Origin of the sequence: Methyloradius palustris (assembly GCF_019703875.1) — a bacterium.
GTDB lineage: Bacteria > Pseudomonadota > Gammaproteobacteria > Burkholderiales > Methylophilaceae > Methyloradius > Methyloradius palustris.
Window position 1 is genome coordinate 2,358,147 of record NZ_AP024110.1, and the last position, 22,176, is coordinate 2,380,322.

The window sequence follows — 22,176 nt, forward strand, 5'->3', positions numbered from 1 at the left end:
CTTTATACTTCTTCAGAATCGTTTTTCAGCTTCAGGGCAAACTCATAAATCAGGTTCTTTTTAACCCCTGTAATCTCCACCGCTAATTTTACCGCTTGTTTCAGTGGCAAGTCTTCCAGCAGCAACTTTAATACGCGTTCAGCCTCATCGCTGATTGGTGCCAATTCTTTAATTGGTGCGGCCTCTACGAGCAACACAAATTCACCACGTTGTTGATTAGGATCAGCTTGCAGCCATGCAGCAGCGTCATTAAGCAAGCAACGGTGAAATGTTTCAAAGGTTTTAGTGAGTTCACGCGCAATGGTCAAACGCTGGTCTGACCCCAATATCAAGGCCATATCAGTAACACTTTCTATCACGCGATGTGGCGCTTCGTAAAACACAAGTGTACTGGTCTGCCCTTTTAATGCTTCAAGCGCGTGGCGGCGCTGTGAACCACTGGCTGGCAGAAAACCGTAAAAAGTAAAACTGGTATTGGTAATGCCAGAAGCAGAGAGCGCGGCAATCACAGCGCTAGCGCCAGGAATCGGCACGACAGTCACGCCAGCCTCGCGTAGCAGATCGACTACAATCGCACCTGGATCGCTGATGCCTGGGGTACCAGCATCGGTGACCAAGGCGATTGATTCGCCAGCCTGCAATCTGGCAAGCAGCAATTCAGCCGATTTATGTTCGTTGTGCTGATGCACGGCCACCAGTTTTTTCTGGATTGCAAAATGGGATAACAGGCCAGACGTATGGCGCGTATCTTCCGCTGCAATCACATCCACGCTCTTTAATATGTCCAAAGCGCGCAAAGTTATATCTTGCAGATTTCCAATCGGCGTTGCGACAACATATAATGTACCGCTATGACTCAACGTTTACTCACCTTATTCTCAAGCCTGTTTCTGGCTTTCTATTTATTCAATACTGGTATCGGATTAGCAGCGACTGCTGATAAAAAAACTCCAGAAGTTCTGCTATCAGATGGCCTTAACTGCCTAAAAAAACACGACTTTGCCTGTGCCCAACTCACTCTAGCAAAAATCCCAAGCCAGTCCGCTTACGCAAAAATACTCGATGGCAGTATTGGGGTTACGCAAAATGATGTTGATCGGGCATTCAGGCTGCTATTGCCTCTGCAGGCTGACAGCACCATCACACCCACAGCAAGCGCCAGTTTACACGCAAGCCTTGCGCTCGCCTATGAGCAGCAAAGCGATCCATTACGCGCTTTAGAGCAGCGCGTGACTGCAGAAACGTATTTATCAGATCCATCCAGCATACAGAACTTGCAGTCGCAAACTTGGCAAGCCCTCACCAAACTATCAAAAGATACTTTGGTTGAAATGCGCGGCGACAGCCTGGATACCACCATGCAGGGCTGGATAGACCTAATACTGGCAGCCAATACTTACCCACAAAATGCGCAGAATATTATCAACTGGCGCAATGCCTACCCGGACCACCCGGCATCACCCACCATTGCAGAAATGCTTATAAGCAAACTATCTATCAACACACCAGCGACCAGCGCTCCATATACAGCAGTGAGCACTAACAATACTGGGCAGATTGCTTTAATTCTGCCTTATTTAGTGGAATCTTTTTATTCCGCTTCTGATTCAATCGAACGCGGCTTCATGGCTGCGCAAGCTGAAGACAAAGGCACTTCAGCAGTAAAAACTTATGGCTCATCGGGCAAGCCTGAAGAAATAACAGCGCTCTACCAACAGGCCATTACTGATGGCGCGCAATACGTCGTAGGGCCGCTCACCAAAGATGAAGTGAGCGCACTTACCAACACAAATCTTAGCGTTCCGACATTGGTGTTGAACATACCTGAAGGACTGAAACAAGCAAAAAACCAGTATGCCTACGGCCTGTCGATTGATAACGAAGCGCAGCAGATTGTTAAAACCGCACGTAGCCTGGGCATGCAAACTGCCACTGTTATACTGGTAGATGACTCACTTGAAAACCGCATGACTAAAGCCTTTACCGATGCCTGGACAGCGGATGGCGGCCAAATTAAGTTACAAATGGCAATTAACCCAACGACTGATCTAAATACAATCAAAAGTGACATCAGCACCACACCGTCTGACATGATTTTTCTGGCCGCAACTGCAGAAAATGCGCGTAGCCTGCGCCCTTATTTGGATGCAGCCACACCAACATTCAGCCTTTCACACATTTTTGCTGGCATCCCATCTAACCCAGATGATGCGCCACTGACAGGCATTCGCTTTATGGATATGCCCTGGGTGCTCGATAGCAACCATGACGCATTTCCAGCTTACGTTAAAGCCTCTTCTGAACTAGCCCCTGGTGAATTGCAACGCTGGTTTGCGCTTGGTGTGGATGCCTACAAATTAATCACTCTGATTGGGCAACACCCCACACAGACGGTTTCATTCCGCGGCCTGACAGGCCGGGTAAAGCTAGAGCCAACCGGCGAAATATCAAGAGAATTAGCCATTGCAAGCTTTGGCAAAGACAATATAGTGCTGGAGAAATCACCTTAAGGTGATGCAAGGTGGCCACGCAAAAATTAACAAACCAGCAAGAGACGGCAGGCTCACAAGCCGAAAAACTGGCGGCAGTCTATTTGCAAGAGCAAGGCCTAAAACTAGTCACAAGTAATTATCACTGCCGCTTTGGGGAGATAGACTTGATCATGCGTGATGATAAAACACTGATATTTGTTGAAGTAAGATTACGCAGCAGCACCTTATTTGGTGGCGCTGCCTATAGCATTAATGCTAGCAAACAGAAGAAACTCATCATTACCGCCGAGCATTACTTGCAGCAACACACTGCGGTGGCAAAGCTGGCTTGCCGTTTTGATACGATACTGATGGACAAAACCAGTGCACAAAATATGCAATGGATACAAAATGCCTTTGATGCCTGAATACTTTTTAAGAACTTAGCAAACCGAATATTTTGAATCTCACAACCCGCATCTCTAATCATTTCGAGCAAAGTGGCCGCCTCAAACTTGAGTTGGCCGAGCTCATGGCCGCACCCATTGCCAAGGCTGCCGAGATGATTGTGCACGCCCAGTTGAATGAGAACAAAGTGTTATGTTGCGGCAATGGCGGTGCTGCAGCCAATGCGCAATATTTTGCCTCACGGATGCTCAACCATTACGAGATGGAGCGACCAGGCCTTGCTGCCATTGCGCTAGGGGCAGATACCATCACGCTGACCACCATCGCCAACCTCGGACACTTCGAGCAGATATTCTCAAAACAGGTGATGGCGCTTGGCCAGCCTGGCGATATCCTGCTGGCGATGAGCACTAGCGGCAACTCAAAAAATATCCTCAAAGCGATCCACGCTGCCAAAGAACGTAACATGCACATCATCGCGCTGACTGGCTCTGATGGCGGCGAGCTGATTGAACTTCTGTCTGATGAGGACATCCATATTGGAGTACCCCACGGCAATGCCTCTCGCGTGCAAGAGGTGTATGTCTTAATTTTGCATTGTCTGTGTGATGCAATAGATTGTCTTTTACTTGGAGTAAATTAAATGCGACTGACGATTAAACTATTGGCTAAAACGGTACTTGCTACCGCCATTGCCACCCAACTTTCTGCTTGCTTGCCCGTGATAGTAGGGGGTGCTGCAGTCGGCGGCTCAATGGCAACAGACAGGCGCTCATCTGGCACTTACATTGATGACCAAACCATAGAACTTAAGGCCTCAAAAAAGATTGTAGATAATATTGGTGAAGCTAATATTCACCTGAATGTCACCAGTTACAATCGCAACCTGTTGCTGACTGGTGAAGTGGGTAGCGAAGAATATAAAGCCAAAGCTGAAACAGTGGCCAAATCCCTGGAAAATGTCAGAAGCATTACCAACGAGCTGACCGTTGACGAAAACAGCAAGCTGACCGAGCGTAACAACGATACCTATATCACCTCAAAAGTAAAAACACGCTTGATTAATGCCGATGGCAAACTGGCCAATTACACTAAAGTAGTCACCGAGGCTGGTGTGGTATATCTCATGGGCTTGGTCACAAAACAAGAAGCTGCGCAGGCCGTACAAATAGCCAGCGAAACCAGTGGTGTATTAAAAGTGGTGAAAGTCTTTGAATATATCGATGAAAAATAGAGACTCTGAAATAGAGTGCTTTAGTAGATATTAAGCGCTTAAAACCTGCTGCTGATATAATTTTAGTTATTTAGTCCTGAATGGCCTGTCATCATGAGCACAACTGTGAACGAAATCATCATTGAAGGTTTAACCCGTGCTGGCAAGCCTTTCAGGCCAAGTGACTGGGTAGATAGAATGTGTAGCACCTACGCAAGTTTTGGCGCTGATCGCAAACTACGTTACTCACCTTACTTGAAACCACGAGTAGTGAATGGTGTGCGCTGCCTTGCAGTAGATTTAAAGCTAAAAGATGTAAATCCAGAGGGCTATGCCCAGCTGATGTATTTCGCGGAAGACAATCAGCTGAATGTACTTGATGCCGAAGGTAATAGCATTCCAGTCCCCAAATAAATAAATCAATAATCAAGCCCTGATTAACCGAGCAATCAGGGCTTAGTTGCCAACAGTTTTTCAACCTCAGCCTTAGTAATGAGTCCGCGCTTAGTTTTTACTAACTGCCCCTGTGGATTGTAGATATATGTTGTCGGCAACACTTCGGAACTACCCACCTCTTTAAGTAACTCTGCCTTTTGTGCTGGCTCATCGCCTAATGCAATCGGGTAAGACATCAACATATCATCCACAAAATCAGTCACTTCTTTGGCATTTTTGTACTCAAAGGCCACGCCTATCACCATTAAATCTTTGTCTTTGTGATGGTCATACAAAGATACGAAATCAGGAATTTCCTCCAAACATGGCGGACACCATGTCGCCCAGTAGTTCACCAACACCCATTTACCTTTGTAATCAGAAAGATGGTGAACTTTGCCGGCAGTATCTTTGATGGAAAATGCGGGAGCTGCTTGCACAAGACTAGTGGACAACAATAAAAGCAGGCTAATCAATATTTTCATGGAGTTAGCGTTTCTAGTAATCGGTTATACAAGTAATGATAAAGACCATTCTTCTGAATATTAGTGCAATACTACGCTGCGATTCAGGGCATTTATCAGTCCAAAGACGACAACCGTATGAGTATCGTGACAAACGGCTCAAGAGTATTTATTATCAGCACACTAATACGGAGCATGCAAATGCCACTCAGCCTCAAGATTCCCGCTTTGACCGACAAACCTTTGATGATTGCGGAAACCCGTCCGCAAAAAATCAGCGATTTCCTTGAAAATCTGCCGCTGGCGAATCCATTAAGTGCTGCCACTGCTCTATTTGAAGAAATGGAGATTCTGAATCGTCAGAAAATAGCATCCGATGTGCGAGTAAAAGCACTAGAACTTTATAGAATCGCAGTTGCAAGCATCAGCGAGATTCTAGCCAGTTATTACTGCAAATCAGGCTTGCCCTTACCGCCACAAGCCAAGACCTGCGCAGGAGCCGCTGAATCACTGTGGCTAGAGTTAGGCTATGGATACAAGCTGGCGCTGATTGATGAACAAAATAAATTATTCAGCCTGAGTAGCGGCAAATCGAATGCACTGATCATTCAACGTGCAATTGAAGCAATGTCTCAATTAGCGCTGGTTTATTACAAAACTTACTTTTCTCCACCCAGCAGCTTGTGGAGCGACTTGAACCAACTATATCTGCACGCTGTACATCAATCGCTGCATGAGGTCGAAGTCCCTATTTCGGCTGAAAACATGGGTACGATCAGCAATACATTCAAGCAAACATTGCTGGTATCTCTGGCATACCCGCAACACTTGGCACCACTTGATATTAAGCGCGTTTCTGATTATGCAGCACGTTATGCCGACCATGCGAGGCTGCAAGATGTAGGCTTGCTAGAGAGCACGGCAGGCATATTTCTAGTCAGTCTGCAATCCGACAAAGCACCTATCCCCTACGTGAAAAACGCCAAAGACAAATTAAGTGCGGGTGACGTATTTCTGGTAACTGTCGATCTCGCTCGGGTAATACATAAACATATACAATTATTACAATCAGACAGCTTACCAAAGAATAATGACCTGCCGCCTGATGCTAGTGATGCCCGCTACATTGATTTACTGACGCATCTCATCAAACACTGGGGTGCTTCGCCCAAGCGCGTATTTAACCGCTCTCGTAAAAGTGATGGTGTAAAACTGGGCGTTGGTATTGCAGCAGCCCATTTTTATATTGGTGGTGAACAACATGCATCAATACCAGATGCATCCGAAGACAATATTGAGTTATCGGACGACAGGCTTATTTCACCCAAAATTAGCGCTGCGGAATTCACTCTGGGGCATTGGATCATCACCAATATCAGTGCAGGCGGTATGGCGCTGAGAAAACCCGTCAATCCGCAAGACAATATCCGAGTAGGCGACATTGTTTCCGTGAAAGAAGACAAGTCTGCAGGCTGGTCAGTTGGTGTTATTCGCTGGGCGACCAATGATGACCAGGAATATCTGGATGTAGGTGCGCAACTCATTGCACCAACCGCCAAAGCTATCGGCATTACTAGAATATCGCCAGCCGTTCATGAACAAGGCCTGCTATTAGCTGAAGTGCCCATGCTCAAGCAACCAGCATCAATCATTGCGCCTAGTGGTACGTTTGGGCCTGCCAGACTGCTTGATATCGAGGAAGATGGTAAAACAATACGCGTGATGATCACGAAACTGATTGAGCGTACAAGCCGATTCGAACGCTTTGGATTCAGCGAGATAAGCTAAGGCTACTCACAAAAATTTAGTGATTCCAGTCAATATCGCAACAAAAGACTTGAATCTGGTTGAGTACGCTAATCGCGATTGAAATAGTCACACATAGACGGCCATTTGCAATCGACAAATAAGGCCGTGTCAACTGGACTTCTTTAGGATGATTCAGTGCACGCTTGAGGTAGGGCCTTCTCACCCATGTAGCGCCACTGCCATCAGTCAAAGGTTGAAAGCGTATATCCGCAATACCTCTGCGGGTAGTTGCAATAATACTATTCTCTAGTTGCACCCCATACTGGTTCAGCAAATAGCAGCGATCAACACCCGGCAGGTTAATCAACTCTTTGGTCGAATGCTCCATAGAAAAACCAGCCTGCATTTTGCTGACTGCTTGAGCAAACGCTTCAACTTCTAAATTTAACCGTTTTGCGTAAGACTCTTTTGGCGCTTGCTCACTATAATCGCGGAACAAGTCATGAATCTGTGCTGAATAATTATCTTGCTTGAGCGCGGATGCGGGTTTGCCAAAATAAAACCCTTGTACAAAATCCACATCGGTATCAATGGCCACCATGGCCTCTTCTAGCGTTTCAACACCCTCAATCAGCACCATACTGCCGACTTCATGTATCAAAGAAACTACGCCAGGCAAAATACGTCTAGCAGTTTTATTGGTGACCGCTTGGGCAATCATGGAACGATCCAGCTTGACGATGTCTGGCGCTAGTCGCCAGATACGTTCAAAGTTAGAGTTGCCAGCGCCAAAATCATCAATCGCAACTAGGCAACCCAGATTTTTGTAGAACTTGACTGATTCTGAGAGTTGCGACTCATCAGCAATCGCTCCCTCAATAATCTCAACTACCACACGCTCAGGAGGCAGTTCGTAATAATCAAGCAGGTCCTTAAAGAAAGAACCGTAATGCCGGCCTTGCACGATGACATTGGGATCTATATTCAGAAACAGCCAGTTTTTATCATCATGCTGCTGCATGAAATTATGGACATGCAAGGTACGCGATAAGCGGTCAAGACGTACAATCTCGGCTTCAGTACGCTTCATTCCAAATACTTTGATTGGTGGGATGCCAATACCTTGGGCATCTTGCGGACGCAACAGACCTTCGTATCCAACGATACGACAGTGGGATAAACTGTATATAGGCTGGAATGCGCTGCTTAACTGCATGCCTTGGTAAGGCGCTGTTAATGTTTTTTTAGGGAAGGACTGCAACTCTATGCCACCTTCCCCAATCAAACCTAATATTTCAGTAAGATTTTTACCTATCACTTGATGCCTGTCTTTATAAAAATAGTTATTTAAGCATCTAAATATGATGGAAATTCCCAGAAATTTAGCGAATCTAATAATTAGTATGCAGATGCCTTACAGCAATATCCGTGCCCACATGAATGCTTCACTAAAGCTGATTTTTTCGCTACGATAGCATTACGTGGTTTTTAGCTTACAATCTGTCACATCTTAACAATCAGTTATTTTTCAATTTAGAGGTTCACAATGAGCGAGCACATTACGCATATTAGCGACAACACTTTTGAGCAGGAAGTCCTGCAATCCTCACTGCCAGTTATTGTCGATTATTGGGCAGAATGGTGCGGACCATGCAAAATGATTGCGCCAATTCTGGATGAAATCTCCAAAGAATACGAAGGCCGCCTGAAAATCACCAAACTGAATATTGATGAAAATCAGAATACACCACCTAAATACGGCATCCGCGGCATTCCTACTTTAATGCTGTTCAAGAACGGTAATGTAGAAGCAACCAAGGTTGGCGCATTATCAAAATCACAACTTACTGCATTTATTGACAGTAATATTTAATAGCGTTACCCTTGCGCCTGAAGTGATTAGATATTTAGTCAACACTCAATATCGTTTAATCATCAGGCGCAAATTTCCAAGCGCCAGCACTGCAAACTCAAGCAAAATAAAATAATTCCCAAGCAACTCAATCCCATCCCTTTGTAGTTTCGATTTACAGCGAGTTATCCTTCATGCATCTATCAGACCTTAAACATCTACCCGTCACCGAACTAGTCGAAATGGCGATTGCCAACGAGATTGAAGGGGCAAGCCGAATTCGTAAGCAAGATCTTATCTTTGCCTTACTCAAAAACAAGGCAAAAAAAGGCGATAGTATTTTTGGAGATGGCACGCTGGAAGTACTGCAAGATGGCTTTGGTTTCTTGCGCTCACCAGATACATCTTATCTGGCAGGCCCTGATGATATTTATGTCTCACCTTCGCAGATACGCCGTTTCAACCTGCATACAGGCGATAGCATTAAAGGCGAGATTCGCACCCCTAAAGATGGTGAACGCTATTTTGCACTGGTAAAAGTAGATAGCGTTAATGACGAACCACCAGAAAATACCAAGCACAAAATTCTGTTTGAAAACCTCACCCCGCTTTTCCCCACTAAGCCTCTTCTACTAGAACGCGATATTCGCGCTGAAGAAAATATCACTGGTCGCGTGATTGATATGATCGCACCAATTGGTAAAGGCCAACGCGGCTTGCTGGTTGCGAGCCCGAAGAGCGGTAAAACGGTGATGATGCAGCATATTGCACATGCGATTACTGCCAATCATCCCGAAGTGATTCTGATTGTTTTGCTGATTGATGAGCGTCCAGAAGAAGTGACAGAAATGACGCGCTCAGTGAAAGGTGAAGTTGTTGCTTCCACTTTCGACGAGCCAGCGACCCGTCACGTGCAAGTAGCTGAAATGGTGCTGGAAAAAGCCAAGCGCCTGGTTGAACACAAAAAAGATGTCGTTATTCTATTAGATTCAATCACACGACTGGCACGTGCCTACAACACCGTAGTGCCTGCTTCTGGCAAGGTATTGACTGGTGGTGTAGACGCCAACGCATTACAACGCCCAAAACGCTTCTTTGGTGCTGCTCGTAATATTGAAGAAGGTGGTTCTCTGACCATCATTGCTACTGCGCTAGTGGATACAGGCTCACGCATGGATGATGTGATCTATGAAGAGTTCAAGGGTACTGGCAATATGGAAATCCATCTTGACAGAAAGATGGCAGAAAAACGTCAATATCCCGCCATAAACGTCAATAAATCAGGCACGCGTCGTGAAGAATTATTGATCGAAAAAGATATCCTGCAAAAAATCTGGGTACTGCGCAAATTACTTTACCCAATGGACGACCTCGAAGCGATGGAATTCCTACTTGATAAAATCAAAGCTACCAAGAACAACGCTGATTTCTTTGATTCGATGCGTAGAGGTTAATCTAATAAGAGGCATCTAATTCTTGCAAAAAACGTGTTATATCAATATAATCGCGTCTTTTCGCAAATTGTAGTTGCGAGTCATTATTTGCCGCACAATCCGGCCAGACAAAGGTAAGCATTATGAAAGCAGACATCCATCCAGAATATCGTGAAGTGATATTCCAAGACGTTAGTGCAGATTTTACATTTCTGACACGTTCAACCATTGAAACCAGACACACCATTAAATGGACCGATGGCAAAGAATATCCATTGGTAAAGATTGAGGTTTCATCACAATCCCATCCGTTTTACACTGGCAAGCAGAAGATTCTTGATACGGCTGGCCGTGTTGAGAAATTCCGCCAAAAATACGGCATGTAATATTTGCCATAACTGGCGTATATTCAATAAAAAAGGCAGCTTAAGCTGCCTTTTTTATTGATGCTTCACAAATGCGTACTAAAATACGTCATCCTGATTCAAACTCACTTCGTTTCTGGCAAATCAATATGGATAGTCTTAAATCACGCGCACTGGCTTACCACGAGTTTCCTAAACCGGGAAAGCTATCCGTTGATTCGTCTAAGCCTTGCACCACACAAGATGACTTATCGCTAGCCTACACGCCAGGTGTAGCCGAACCCGTGCGCGAAATCAACCGAGACCCCGAAAACGCTTATCGTTATACCAACAAAGGCAATCTGGTGGCGGTGATTACCGATGGCACCGCTGTACTGGGTTTGGGCAACATGGGCGCACTTGCCAGCAAACCCGTGATGGAAGGTAAAGCTGTTCTATTCAAGCGCTTTGCGGGTATTGATGTGTTTGATATAGAGATCAACGCGCCATCGGTCGAAGCTTTTATTGAAACAGTCGTCAATATTGCCCCGACCTTTGGTGGCATTAACCTTGAAGATATTGCTGCGCCACACTGCTTTCGCATTGAAAAAGAATTGCGCGAACGCCTAGATATTCCAGTATTCCACGATGACCAGCATGGCACAGCAGTCATTGTTAGCGCTGCGCTATTGAATGCGCTTGAGATTCAAGGCAAAACGCTAGGCACCGCTAAAATCGTGTTCCTCGGCGCTGGAGCGGCAGGTTGCGCATGTGCACGACTCTTGAAAATCATGGGGGCGACTAACATCACCATGGTAGATAAAGACGGCGTATTACATAGCCAACGCCATGATCTACATGCCAATAACCGCGATCTGGCCATTGATACCAATGCCCGCTCACTGGCAGAAGTAATGCCTGAAGCTGATGTGTTTATTGGGGTATCGGCTGCGAATGCGTTATCACCAGAAATCCTGAAGCTGATGGCGCCCAAGCCGGTTGTATTTGCCTTGGCAAATCCAGACCCTGAAATTTTGCCTTCTGTTGCTATGGCAGTTAGAGACGACATCCTGATGGCGACCGGGCGCTCCGACTTCCCTAACCAAGTGAATAACGCCTTGTGCTTCCCGTTTCTATTCCGTGGTGCTCTGGATGCACGCGCCAAGCAGATTACTGTTGAAATGCAAATAGCCGCAGCACACGCCTTGGCAGATTTGGCACGTGAGCCAGTGCCAGAGTCTGTATTGCTAGCCTATAATCTGACTGAACTGAGTTTTGGCAAAGACTATATTATTCCCAAACCTTTTGACCCGCGTTTGATTGAACGTATTCCGCCTCGCGTTGCAGCCGCCGCTAGGCAAGCAAACTAAGTAATATTTTCAGCTTGGTTTTATCATTTAGAGCAACCAGAATATATGGCATTTGAAGTAGAACACGACTGGCAAGGCAATCTAGCCACACCTAGAGCCAAAATAGGCGAACGCGCCAAAACCCGCTTACTGATATTGCTATGCATCTTCTGGATTTGTCTCGGCCTCATTGGACATGCGCCATGGAAACCCGATGAATCTCAATCCATCAGCATCGTAAAATCCATCACCCATCAGGGCGACTGGATAGCACCCGTGGTTGTAGGGCAGTCTTCCATCGAAAATCCGCCACTGTATTATTTAACTGCGGCGGCCTTTGCCAAAGCACTCTCCCCCGTCTTGCAGATGCATGATGCAGCGAGGCTGGCATCTGGCTTGTGGATGGCCTTTACCTTGTTGTTAGTTGGCATGATAGGCCGTGAACTCTGGGGCGTAGGCAGCGGGCGGCAAACCACCTTTATATTTATCAGCTCATTAGGCTTGATTGTTACAGCGCATTTACTCATGCCAGAGGTCGCCGCACTGACGGGTACGGCCATGGGTCTTTACGCGCTGGCATTAGCTAAACGACGACCTTTTCGCGCCAGCGTGTTGCTGGGCTGTGGTATCGGCATTAGCTTTCTTTCTACAGGCCTGTTAGATGCCTCCATTAGCTTAATCACCGCATTAATATTGCCAGCCCTATTCAGCAACTGGCGCACCCGCAGCTATGGCATCGTACTTGCCCTGTCTGCCATTGTTGCGGCGCCTTGGCTGTTGATTTGGCCATTCTTGTGCTGGTACACGGCGCCTAGCCTGTTTCACGATTGGTGGCAAATCAGTATCAGTAGTTTTGGCAATCTCAATCAATATAGTTTCTTGAAAACGCTGGCTTGGTATGCGTGGCCTGGGTTGCCACTGGCGGTCTGGGGCTTATGGCGTTATCGCGGCAGTGTGCTGAATAAGCCAAAATTCCAGCTGCTCATCAGCTTCTTTGTGGTGGCGCTCGTAATGATTGGCCTTGGACCAAACACCCGTGAGATTTATGCCCTGCCACTCTTATTACCGATTGCCATACTGGCAGCAGGTAGTGTGGAAACCTTGAAACGCGGTGCCGCAAGTGCACTCAACTGGTTTGGTTTGATCCTGTTTGCCATGATAGGCATACTCATATGGCTAGGCTGGTTCGCGATGATGACTGGCTGGCCTGCCACGCTTAGCCGCCGCATGAAAATACTTTCGGCCACTCCAGACCCGCACTTGAGTATATTCGCGCTGGTTGCAGCGCTTACTGCAACCATCATCTGGCTGCTAGTGGTGATTAACGCCAAGCGCTCCAACAGAGCAGCCGTTACTGATTGGGCAGTGGGCATTACCATGGCATGGAGCCTGCTGATGACACTGTGGTTACCGTGGATTGATCACGCAAAAACTTATGAGCATGTAGTTGCTGAAATCAAGCATGCATTGCCTGCGCATTATGACTGCATAATTGGCCGTGATATCAGCGACTCGCAGCTCGCTTTGCTCCACTATTACGCCAATATACGTACTGAGCAGGCACAAAATAATAGCCAGCTCAACTGTGACTTTTATCTAATTCAAGATGACCGTGATCGCAGCAAATATCAGCCTGGCGATGAATGGAAGCTGATTTGGCAAGGCAAACGCCCGACAGACAGACGCGAGAGTTTCAGGCTATATCAAAAACAGCCTGAGTAATACCCAAGAAGTCTAGGCCCTGCTTCAGCTAATCGCATAGCTGCGTATTGATTGAGTTTTCACCAGACAATACACTTCGGTGCCAACAGCTAGATCAAGGGCTTCTACTGATTTTGCAGAAACCTCAGCAATTACCTTAAAACCAACATCTACAGATACAAGCGTTCGGTAATCAATCACATCTATCGATGTCACCACACCACGCAATTGATTTTGTATCGTCACATGCGCTAATCGCTGCGTAGATAAGGCGACGTTACTAGAACTGAATGCGATAGCGATTTCGTCATCTACTTGATGACCAGCATGGGGAATCACTATCGTGTGGTCGCCGCACTGAGCTAGGTCATAGCCAAGCGCAGCATGGTTTTCAATCAATCTGGCATGCAATAGATTATCCAAACCCAATGACTGGGCAAGGCTTAAGGCGCGCCTATCGTGCATCACCTCATGAAAATCACCGCTGGCAACAATCTCACCCTGTTCAATAATCGCCAATTGCTGGGTGAGAAAGAGTGTCTCATCTATGCTGTGACTCACATACAGCATGGGGATGGCGGTTTCTTCTTTCACCCTGCGCAAAAACGGCAATATCTGGTTACGCAAACGCACATCCAGCGCCGCCAGAGGCTCATCGAGCAAAAGTAAACGTGGTGAAGTTAATAAGGCACGCCCCAGCGCGACACGCTGTTTTTGCCCGCCTGAAAGCTGGTCTGGCTTTTGCAAAAGCAAATCACCGATCTCAAGCAAATCCACAATTTGCTGCATGGTGAAACGCTGATCTTTTTCAGCCAGCAGTTTCAAGCCATAACTAAGATTCGCTTTAACAGAAAGGTGCGGAAAAAGGCGACTTTCTTGAAACACCATGCCAATGCGTCTTTGATGTGCAGGCACATGAATGCCGCGACCACAATCAATCAGCGGTATGCCATCCAATATAAAGTGCCCCTCTTGTGGCCGAATCAGCCCTGCCAGCAGGCTTAGTAAAGTACTTTTACCTGAGCCTGAAGGGCCAAAGAGACCAGTAGCAAGATGATCAGAGCTGAATTTTGCATGCAGCTTGAATGCGGGGCGCTCAAATTTCAGGTCAATATCAATCACGGCCATGATGCACTCCAAGCCGTTTTTGCATTTTACGCTCAAGCAAATCACCGCAATAAAGCGCAGCAAGCGCAATGACAATACTCAAAATCACCAGCCGCATGGCGGGGACATCGCCACCAGGAATTTGCGTATAGGTATAAATTGCTAGTGGCAAGGTGCGAGTTTCGCCCTCGATATTGCCAACAAAGGTAATAGTGGCGCCAAACTCGCCTAGGCTGCGGCTAAAAGCCAGTATCAAGCCAGTTAATATGCCGGGGAAAGCCAGTGGCAATGTGATGGTGAAAAACACCCAGAACGGTTTTGCGCCTAATGTTTTGGCAGCATCTTCCAGCCGTAAATCTACCAAGCTAATCGCTAGCCTGGTAGAACGTACCATTAACGGCAAAGCCATCAATGCCGAGGCGATGACTGCACCCACCCAGGTAAAGGCCACCGTAATACCAAAAATATCATGCAGCCATTTACCGAGAAAGCCCTGATTACCAAGCAAGATCAGCAAAATAAAGCCTGGCACTACAGGCGGTAACACCAGCGGCAGATGCACCAGACTATCTAAAAGCGTCTTGCCCAGAAAATCTTTACGCGCCAGTAGCCATGCGATCATGATGCCTGGCACAGCAATCACAAGCGTGCACCAAAATGCCACTTTCAGTGAGAGTAGAAGCGCGGCAATTTCTGCACTTGTGAAACTAATTAAATCCAAAAGATCTGCTTTCTCGGCTATTAACCAAATGGCTCAGCTACTTGGTTAATACTGTAAAACCATATTTACTAAAAACCTCAGCCGCTTTTGGCGAGGCAAGATACGCTGCAAAAGGCTTGGCTAAAGGATTAACGCCTGAGGTTTTGCTAACAATCGCCAGTGGATAGACAATAGCATCGTGTGTTTCATCTGGGAATACGCCAACGATTTCTACTTTATCTGACACTTTAGCATCTGTCTCATATACCACCCCAGCGCCGCATTCGCCGCGTTCAACAAAAGCCAACGCAGCCCTCACATCCTGCGCCCCAACGATTCTGGTCTTGATACCATCCCACCAGCCCAGATTGTTGAATGACTGCTTGGCATAAATACCCACAGGCACCGCATCAATATCGCCTGTACACAGCCTGCCATCAAAAGCTTTTGCAAAATCGAATGTCTTCTTGAAGTCCACTTTAAACGAACGGCCTTTAGGCGCAATCAGCACCAGTCGATTGCCCAAGAGGTTAATTCTGGAGCTCACATCAATCAGGTTTTTGTCTTGCAGATAATTCATCCATTTGCTGTCAGCCGACATGAACACATCAGCTGGCGCGCCATTCTCAATCTGCTTGGCTAAGGCCGACGATGCAGCAAACGAATTCACTACTTTCACGGATTGCTCTTTTTCATACTGCGCACCAAGCTCAGTGATGACATTGGTCAAACTAGCAGCTGCAAATATTGTTACCTTGTCATCAGCATTCGCTGAAAAAACCAGTGAAGCCAATAACAAGCCACTCATCCATATAGAAATCTTTTTAAACATCACATGCTCCTAAACATTATTCGATTCAAAATTTATAGCCTTAGAAATCATATTGCGCACGCACCACGAGTGCTTTCTCACGGTCACTAGTTTTGCTATTAACGCGAACCGGCGTATCGAAAGAAGTATCAATGTAGTTAAGCATAATGCGAGCATTAGGATTCATTATCCATTTAGCACCACCAGTCCAGGCTGAAGCTTCACTGGTAAAGGCAGTCGTTGCAGTTGGTGCCGTCAGGATTGATTTAAAGTCGCTCGCATCAAACTTGCTATACCTTAAGCCCAGCTCCAGAGCGCCCCAACCATTTTTATCGTCAAAATTATTTTTAGGTTTTAAGCGACCAAACGAGCCAGCCTTGTAAGTATCTGCATAAGATTCGCCCGTTACTAACCAATTCAAGTCTGCATACCAAACGTTGATATCGTTATCAAATGCCGGCGTTGCCCCTGCTTGCCTTCTTTCAAAATTAGCATTGATATATTCAGATTGAAACTTTACTGGGCCATAGGCTAATGCAGTTTCTAGCCCCCAACGGTTTCTATCGGTGCCTGAGTTGCTGTTGAGTCCAGTTACACTAAAAAATGTTGCACCCTGTCCTTCTGTTCTCTGGGTAATACCAGCACCTGCCGCAGTAGAAAAACCAATATTACCTTGGCTGGCAGAAGCGCCAACATGCAGTACAGTATTTTTAATATTCAATAAGTTGGCAAAATTAGCGTCGAATCTACCGCCAATATCCTTGCCGTTGCTTACATCGTCGTTATTCTGACCACTGCCATTGACTACATAAGCATTGTAGTTAAGCCATGGCAACGGGTCGCCAAATACCATGACGCCACGATCATAGGTTGAGGTAAAAATTGCACCGTTGTTTGTTGCAAGGGATAGTTCAGTGAAATCGGTGTAATTGGTACTTTGTGGACGCTCCAGACCAAAAAATGGCTTGAATTGACCTGCACGAATCTTTGCTGCTGGCCAGCGGGTGAAATCAAGATAACCGTAAGTCAGCGCGGTAGTACCGACAGCCCCTGTGTTGTCGTTGGCATACTCACCTTCTACCCGCACCGCAAAATCTTTGAGGAAACCAAACGTACCACCAAAACGTGCGCGTCGAATGCTAAACGTGTCGCTTTTCCACTGATCTGGCTCAAAATTGCGATAGTCGAGTTGCACACGACCATTCAGCTGTAATTTCCAATTTCCAGAGCCATCATCAAACACCAGACCATCTTTGAACGCAGCATAGACTGGGCTGCCTTGGCTTTTGCCTTTATCTTCAGTTTTAGCAATTTTAGACTGACTGACTTGGTTCTCAATGCCCACAAGCTCTTTGGTCAGTAAATCCAGTTGTTTATCTTGTTCACTCCGTTGCTGTTGAAGCTGCTGCACCATTTGTTCTAGTTTTTTGATGCGAGTCTCTGCGTCATCATCAGCGCTTGCTGAAAAAATAGGTGAGCCTATCAACAACGCACTCAATATCGCCAATTGCCCAGTTTTAATATTTGCCATGCCAAAACTCCCCTGAATGTTATATCGATATACCCGAACGGGAATAGCGAAGTGTAATATAAATTGAATATTCGCGCATTATCTGGCGACGCCCTACGTGCTTATTATTCTATTTGTTTGAATTGTTCGGTAATTTCAAGCAGTTCAGCTGCTGCAGCTGCTTGTGTTTTTGCTTCTATGGTTCGATAACAATTAAGTATATGAAAACCAAAATCGGTAACTTGCGCCCCACCACCATGGCTACCTCCTGACGAAGTTGATACCAACGGCTCTTTAAAACATTGATTCATGGCATCCACCAATTCCCAGGCACGTCGGTAAGACATACGCATAGATTTGGCTGCAGCAGAGATAGAGCCAGTGCTATGAATAGCCTCTAGCAAATCCGCCTTGCCTGGCCCCATGGCAATCATCTTGCCATTAGCGATACGAATTTTAAGTGTTGCTGCCATGCTCAACCTTTGAAAAATGTTTAAACCAAACGCAATGCAATTGAAAGTGTCTGATATTGAGTTGCCGAGCTCACTATCTTAATGATTGTACTAGGTGTGTGAAAGCCTTAAAATTGAAAGTCTTATGTCGCAGCCTTTAATGAATACCACCCCCATATTGATCGACGGCTTTGGTCGTCGGGTGGATTACATACGCTTATCGATTACCGACCGCTGTGATTTCCGCTGCACCTATTGCATGAGCGAAGACATGACGTTTCTGCCGCGTAACGAGGTGTTGTCGCTAGAAGAGTCTGCACGCTTAGTGCGCATTTTTGTTGGTCTAGGCGTAAGCAAGGTTCGCATTACTGGCGGCGAACCGCTAGTACGCAAAAATGCCATTTGGCTATTCGATGAAATCGGACAAATGCCTGGCCTACGCGAACTGGTGGTCACTACCAACGGCTCGCAACTGGAACAACAAGCACAAGCTTTAAGAAATGCGGGCGTTAAGCGCATTAATATCAGTCTCGATAGCCTTAATCCAGAACGATTTCGTAGCATTACCCGCACAGGCGACCTGAATAAAGTCTTACGCGGCATTGCTGCTGCTAAAGCCGCTGGTTTTGAAAATATCAAGCTCAACACAGTCTTGATGCGTGGTGTAAATGACGATGAGGCGCTCTCCTTGCTGGAATTCGCTATCGCCCAAGAGATTGATATTTCTTACATAGAAGAAATGCCGCTAGGCCAGGTGGATCACAGCCGTGAAAGCACGTTTGTTAGTAATCAAACCATACTAAAACTGCTCCAACAGCAGCATGAGTTGATCAGCAGTGCAGAGAGCAGTGGTGGCCCAGCCCGCTATTGGCGCATACCCAATACAAAAACACGTGTTGGTTTTATTTCTCCGCATAGCCATAACTTCTGCGAGTCATGCAACCGTGTGCGCATCACCTGCAAAGGCGAGCTTTATTTATGCCTGGGCCAAGAAGATAAAATTGAATTGATGCCGCTGTTGAGAGAGTTCCCGAATGATGATGCGCCGCTGATTGCCGCCATCATCAATTCCATGACCATCAAACCCAAAGGCCATGATTTCGATCTGCAGCGCGCTGCGCCCGCTGTCATCAGGTTCATGTCAATGACGGGTGGCTAGTTTTAGCTTTAGCCAAACTGATTTTAAATCTTGAGAATGACACAATGAGCATCACAGGAATAGTATTAGCCGGAGGCAAAGGCAGCCGCATGGATGGCGTTGATAAAGGCTTGGTTAATTTTAATGGCAAGCCCATGGTAGAGCACGTGCTTGAGCGCCTGGCCCCACAAGTAGATCAAATATTGATTAGCGCAAACCGCGAAATAGCCCAATACGAAGCATTAGGCTATCCAGTCATACAAGATGACATCGCAGGTTTTGCAGGCCCCTTGGCTGGGCTGCAAAAAGGCTTACAGGTCGCAGAAAGCGCTTATGTACTTACCGTGCCGTGTGACTCGCCTTTATTACCCCCAAACTTGGCATCACGCTTGATGAATAGCCTGATTAAGCATGATGCTGATCTGGCTGTGGTAAAAACAGGCAGCCAAACTCAACCTGTATTCTGCCTGTATCGCACCAGCGTGTTGCCAAGCTTGGAGCAATACCTGGAAAGCGGCGGCCGTAAAGTCGAAGACTGGCAAAACAGCCTCGAAGCCGTCAGCGTGTCGTTTACCGATAATGCAAAAGCATTCAGCAACATCAATACCCGTGATGAGCTAACCATGCTTGAAGGCATAGCCTGATTTGTAATGGCAAAAGCGCCGCCACTGTTGGGGTTTTCTGCATATGGCAGTGGTATTGGTAAAACCACGCTGTTAACCAAATTGATCCCCGAGCTAGTAGCGCAAGGCATTCGCGTATCCGTCATCAAACATGCACACCACAGTTTTGATATTGATCACCCAGGCAAAGACAGCTATCGCTTACGCGAAGCTGGTGCGGTGCAGACGCTGGTAGCCTCTGGTGAGCGCTGGGCACTGATGACAGAGCTCAAGCACCTAAAAGACCATGTGGAATCTGAACCAGTGTTGGCTGAACTGGTGCAACAAATTGACCCAGCATTGGTAGATGTCGTACTGGTTGAAGGCTTTAAAGATGCACCTATCAGTAAAATAGAAGTGCATCGCCCCAGCTTGAATATGCCACTATTGGCGAATCATGATGCGAATATCATTGCGATTGCCAGTGATGAAATTATTGAAACATCCTTGCCATTGCTAGACTTGAATAACATTAGCGAAATCGCCGCGTTTATTCGGCAATGGCTTGCTAAACGATCTTAAACCTACATTCACATCTGACTTAAATAATGAACGAAAAATCAATTTCAGACTTGGTCAACAGCCCAAATAGTATGGAAGATTACGACCCGAATTCCATGCCTGTGCAACAAGCCAGGCAATATATTCGTGATTACCTAAACCCAGTCACCACCACTAAAACTCTCTCTTTGCGCGAAACATTAGGCCGCATATTGGCTGAAGATATTTTGAGCACCGCCAACGTACCCAATTACGACAACTCGGCGATGGATGGCTATGTGTTTAATGCTGATGACCAAAACGCAAGCGGTGAAACGCGCCTGAAGATTGCTGGCGATGCCTTCGCTGGCAATGGCTTTACTGGCTCACTACAGCGCGGCGAGTGTGTGCGCATCATGACTGGAGGCGCTATTCCTGCAGGCGCAGATACCGTCATTCCGCAGGAATACATCAAGATTGATGGCGGAGATATTGTATTTGCAGAACCGCTCAAACAGGGAAGGAACGTCCGTTACGCAGGTGAAGATTTAAAACTAGGCCAGGTAGTTTTATCAAAAGGCCACATGATCCATGCCGCTGATTTAGGCCTAATCGCCTCACTAGGCATAGGCGAAATCAAGGTATATCGCAAACTACGCGTGGCAATTTTTTCTACTGGCGATGAGTTGGCGAGTGTTAGGCAAGCGCTGAATATTGGCCAGGTGTATGACAGTAATCGTTACACGCTTTATGGCATGTTGACCCGGCTGGGTGTTGATATCATCGATTTAGGTGCGGTGAAAGACGACCCTAAGTTGCTGGAGCAAACCCTCGCAAAAGCTGCAGAACAAGCCGACATCATCATTACCAGCGGTGGAGTCTCAGTAGGCGCGGCAGACCACATGAAAGCCTTGCTAAAAAAACTCGGCCAAGTGGTTTTCTGGAAAATCGCGATGAAGCCAGGCCGCCCACTTGCTTATGGCAAAGTCGGCAATGCCCATTACTTTGGCCTGCCTGGCAACCCAGTTGCCGTCATGGTCACGTTTTATCAGTTTGTGCGTGATGCGCTGTTATTCATGATGGGTCAGCCCACACCAAAACAGCAACCTTTGTTGTCAGTGATTTGCACTTCAGGCATTAAAAAACTCAAAGGCCGCACCGAGTTCCAGCGTGGCATTTTATTTACGGATACTGATAGTCATTGGAAAGTCAAAACCACGGGCAATCAAGGGTCTGCAATATTGAGCTCTATGTCAGCCGCCAACTGCTTTATTGTGCTGGATGAAGAAACAGGAAATCTTGATGCGGGTTCGACGGTGCAGGTGCAATTGCTTGAGGGAATTATCTAGCGATAGTTGCCAGTATTCCTAGAAAGTATCTATCGCGAAGTTAAATTCCACGCCGTTGCCTGCTGGGTCTCTAAAAAATATCTGCCGAACGTGTGTGGCTTCAATTACACGGCTTGTGAACTCAATGCCACGTTTAGCTAATAAGGTTTCAGTAGCGGCATAATCTGTGCAAGTAAATGCCACATGATCAAAAGTGGTTTGCACGTCAGTCAAACGCACTTCGCCATCTTTAGCTTCAGATAGATGCAATACGTCTTTGCCGGAAGCATAGAGCCAATAACCAAAACTCCTCAAGGCTGGCCGCTCACCCAACTCTAAGCCAACCACATCGCAGTAAAAATCTCGCAACTGCTCTAGCAAAGCACGTGGCGCACGTATGTTGTAATGATTAAACCCTGAAACTGCCACAAGTATCTCCCTGTGAATATCAATACCAAATATCAAGTTTAACGCCGTTTACAACAGCATTAACCAGTAAATTCATGAAAATACTGATGCGCAATTGTAAGTGTTTGTAATAAAGTCACGCTCAATTATTAAATCAATAT

General features: G+C 46.4%; 24 protein-coding genes. 15 read left to right on the forward strand and 9 right to left on the reverse strand.

Annotation, left to right across the window (positions count from 1 at the left end):
* Window positions 1–2: 2 nt before the first annotated feature.
* A complete protein-coding gene (gene rsmI / locus ZMTM_RS11310; protein ID WP_221763946.1) occupies window positions 3–860 on the reverse strand; it encodes a 16S rRNA (cytidine(1402)-2'-O)-methyltransferase in 858 nt (285 codons plus the stop codon).
* Between rsmI and ZMTM_RS11315 the strand changes: the two genes are divergently transcribed.
* The 5 genes from ZMTM_RS11315 (at window position 852) to ZMTM_RS11335 (ending at window position 4,506) form a co-directional block, all read left to right on the forward strand.
* A complete protein-coding gene (locus tag ZMTM_RS11315) occupies window positions 852–2,510 on the forward strand; it encodes a penicillin-binding protein activator (RefSeq protein ID WP_221763947.1) in 1,659 nt (552 codons plus the stop codon). The genes rsmI and ZMTM_RS11315 overlap by 9 nt on opposite strands.
* A gap of 11 nt (window positions 2,511–2,521) precedes the next feature.
* The gene (locus ZMTM_RS11320; protein ID WP_221763948.1) at window positions 2,522–2,899 is read left to right on the forward strand and encodes a YraN family protein; all 378 of its coding nucleotides are present in this window, start codon (window positions 2,522–2,524) and stop codon (window positions 2,897–2,899) included.
* A gap of 32 nt (window positions 2,900–2,931) precedes the next feature.
* Window positions 2,932–3,522, forward strand: coding sequence for an SIS domain-containing protein (locus tag ZMTM_RS11325; RefSeq protein ID WP_221763949.1), 591 nt, complete (start codon window positions 2,932–2,934; stop codon window positions 3,520–3,522).
* Window positions 3,523–4,113 carry a BON domain-containing protein gene (locus ZMTM_RS11330; protein WP_221763950.1) on the forward strand — a complete coding sequence of 197 codons (591 nt, stop codon included), beginning with the start codon at window positions 3,523–3,525 and terminating at the stop codon, window positions 4,111–4,113.
* 93 nt (window positions 4,114–4,206) lie between these two features.
* Window positions 4,207–4,506: a DUF3579 domain-containing protein gene (locus ZMTM_RS11335; protein WP_221763951.1), complete on the forward strand. Its 300-nt coding sequence runs from the start codon at window positions 4,207–4,209 to the stop codon at window positions 4,504–4,506.
* Window positions 4,507–4,541: 35 nt separating this feature from the next.
* Here ZMTM_RS11335 and ZMTM_RS11340 read toward each other — a convergent pair whose 3' ends face one another.
* Window positions 4,542–5,012: a TlpA disulfide reductase family protein gene (locus ZMTM_RS11340; RefSeq protein WP_221763952.1), complete on the reverse strand. Its 471-nt coding sequence runs from the start codon at window positions 5,010–5,012 to the stop codon at window positions 4,542–4,544.
* A 63-nt stretch (window positions 5,013–5,075) separates the two neighbouring features.
* Between ZMTM_RS11340 and ZMTM_RS11345 the strand changes: the two genes are divergently transcribed.
* Entirely contained in the window at window positions 5,076–6,779 is a 1,704-nt protein-coding gene (locus tag ZMTM_RS11345; protein ID WP_221763953.1) for a hypothetical protein, read from the forward strand.
* Between the two features lie 16 nt (window positions 6,780–6,795).
* Here the strand turns inward: ZMTM_RS11345 and ZMTM_RS11350 are convergent, their stop codons facing one another.
* Entirely contained in the window at window positions 6,796–8,058 is a 1,263-nt protein-coding gene (locus ZMTM_RS11350; RefSeq protein ID WP_225907025.1) for an EAL domain-containing protein, read from the reverse strand.
* 228 nt (window positions 8,059–8,286) lie between these two features.
* Here ZMTM_RS11350 and trxA point away from each other — a divergent pair, with 228 nt between their 5' ends.
* The 5 genes from trxA to ZMTM_RS11375 all read left to right on the forward strand — a co-directional run bounded on the left by trxA (window position 8,287) and on the right by ZMTM_RS11375 (window position 13,440).
* Window positions 8,287–8,613, forward strand: coding sequence for a thioredoxin TrxA (gene trxA, locus ZMTM_RS11355; protein WP_221763954.1), 327 nt, complete (start codon window positions 8,287–8,289; stop codon window positions 8,611–8,613).
* 173 nt (window positions 8,614–8,786) lie between these two features.
* Entirely contained in the window at window positions 8,787–10,046 is a 1,260-nt protein-coding gene (gene rho / locus ZMTM_RS11360) for a transcription termination factor Rho (RefSeq protein ID WP_221763955.1), read from the forward strand.
* 122 nt (window positions 10,047–10,168) lie between these two features.
* Window positions 10,169–10,411 (forward strand): type B 50S ribosomal protein L31, encoded by a 243-nt coding sequence (locus ZMTM_RS11365; protein WP_221763956.1) that lies wholly within the window; start codon window positions 10,169–10,171, stop codon window positions 10,409–10,411.
* Window positions 10,412–10,539: 128 nt separating this feature from the next.
* On the forward strand, window positions 10,540–11,739 hold the full coding sequence (locus ZMTM_RS11370) for a malic enzyme-like NAD(P)-binding protein (protein ID WP_221765705.1): 1,200 nt from the start codon (window positions 10,540–10,542) through the stop codon (window positions 11,737–11,739).
* A gap of 45 nt (window positions 11,740–11,784) precedes the next feature.
* A complete protein-coding gene (locus tag ZMTM_RS11375) occupies window positions 11,785–13,440 on the forward strand; it encodes an ArnT family glycosyltransferase (protein WP_221763957.1) in 1,656 nt (551 codons plus the stop codon).
* Window positions 13,441–13,464: 24 nt separating this feature from the next.
* Here the strand turns inward: ZMTM_RS11375 and modC are convergent, their stop codons facing one another.
* The 5 genes from modC to ZMTM_RS11400 all read right to left on the reverse strand — a co-directional run bounded on the left by modC (window position 13,465) and on the right by ZMTM_RS11400 (window position 18,020).
* Window positions 13,465–14,547, reverse strand: coding sequence for a molybdenum ABC transporter ATP-binding protein (modC, locus tag ZMTM_RS11380; protein ID WP_221763958.1), 1,083 nt, complete (start codon window positions 14,545–14,547; stop codon window positions 13,465–13,467).
* Window positions 14,534–15,247, reverse strand: a complete 714-nt coding sequence (gene modB, locus ZMTM_RS11385; RefSeq protein ID WP_221763959.1) for a molybdate ABC transporter permease subunit — start codon at window positions 15,245–15,247, stop codon at window positions 14,534–14,536. The genes modC and modB overlap by 14 nt, the downstream gene beginning before the upstream one ends.
* A 37-nt stretch (window positions 15,248–15,284) precedes the next feature.
* Window positions 15,285–16,058: a molybdate ABC transporter substrate-binding protein gene (modA, locus tag ZMTM_RS11390; RefSeq protein WP_221763960.1), complete on the reverse strand. Its 774-nt coding sequence runs from the start codon at window positions 16,056–16,058 to the stop codon at window positions 15,285–15,287.
* Window positions 16,059–16,098: 40 nt separating this feature from the next.
* The gene (locus ZMTM_RS11395; RefSeq protein ID WP_221763961.1) at window positions 16,099–17,568 is read right to left on the reverse strand and encodes an OprO/OprP family phosphate-selective porin; all 1,470 of its coding nucleotides are present in this window, start codon (window positions 17,566–17,568) and stop codon (window positions 16,099–16,101) included.
* Window positions 17,569–17,672: 104 nt separating this feature from the next.
* Window positions 17,673–18,020 (reverse strand): winged helix-turn-helix domain-containing protein, encoded by a 348-nt coding sequence (locus ZMTM_RS11400; RefSeq protein ID WP_221763962.1) that lies wholly within the window; start codon window positions 18,018–18,020, stop codon window positions 17,673–17,675.
* Window positions 18,021–18,159: 139 nt separating this feature from the next.
* On the opposite strand from ZMTM_RS11400, the gene moaA reads away from it, so the two are divergent.
* Genes moaA through moeA form a run of 4 tightly spaced genes read left to right on the forward strand, consistent with a single transcriptional unit; the run spans window position 18,160 to window position 21,628 of the window.
* Window positions 18,160–19,158: a GTP 3',8-cyclase MoaA gene (gene moaA / locus ZMTM_RS11405; protein ID WP_221763963.1), complete on the forward strand. Its 999-nt coding sequence runs from the start codon at window positions 18,160–18,162 to the stop codon at window positions 19,156–19,158.
* A gap of 44 nt (window positions 19,159–19,202) precedes the next feature.
* Complete coding sequence (mobA, locus tag ZMTM_RS11410; protein ID WP_221763964.1) at window positions 19,203–19,781, forward strand: molybdenum cofactor guanylyltransferase MobA; 579 nt, start codon at window positions 19,203–19,205, stop codon at window positions 19,779–19,781.
* 6 nt (window positions 19,782–19,787) lie between these two features.
* Window positions 19,788–20,321 carry a molybdopterin-guanine dinucleotide biosynthesis protein B gene (gene mobB, locus ZMTM_RS11415; RefSeq protein WP_221763965.1) on the forward strand — a complete coding sequence of 178 codons (534 nt, stop codon included), beginning with the start codon at window positions 19,788–19,790 and terminating at the stop codon, window positions 20,319–20,321.
* A gap of 26 nt (window positions 20,322–20,347) precedes the next feature.
* The gene (moeA, locus tag ZMTM_RS11420) at window positions 20,348–21,628 is read left to right on the forward strand and encodes a molybdopterin molybdotransferase MoeA (RefSeq protein ID WP_221763966.1); all 1,281 of its coding nucleotides are present in this window, start codon (window positions 20,348–20,350) and stop codon (window positions 21,626–21,628) included.
* 18 nt (window positions 21,629–21,646) lie between these two features.
* On the opposite strand, the gene ZMTM_RS11425 is transcribed toward moeA, so the two are convergent.
* Window positions 21,647–22,036 carry a VOC family protein gene (locus ZMTM_RS11425; protein WP_221763967.1) on the reverse strand — a complete coding sequence of 130 codons (390 nt, stop codon included), beginning with the start codon at window positions 22,034–22,036 and terminating at the stop codon, window positions 21,647–21,649.
* Between the last annotated feature and the right edge of the window lie 140 nt (window positions 22,037–22,176).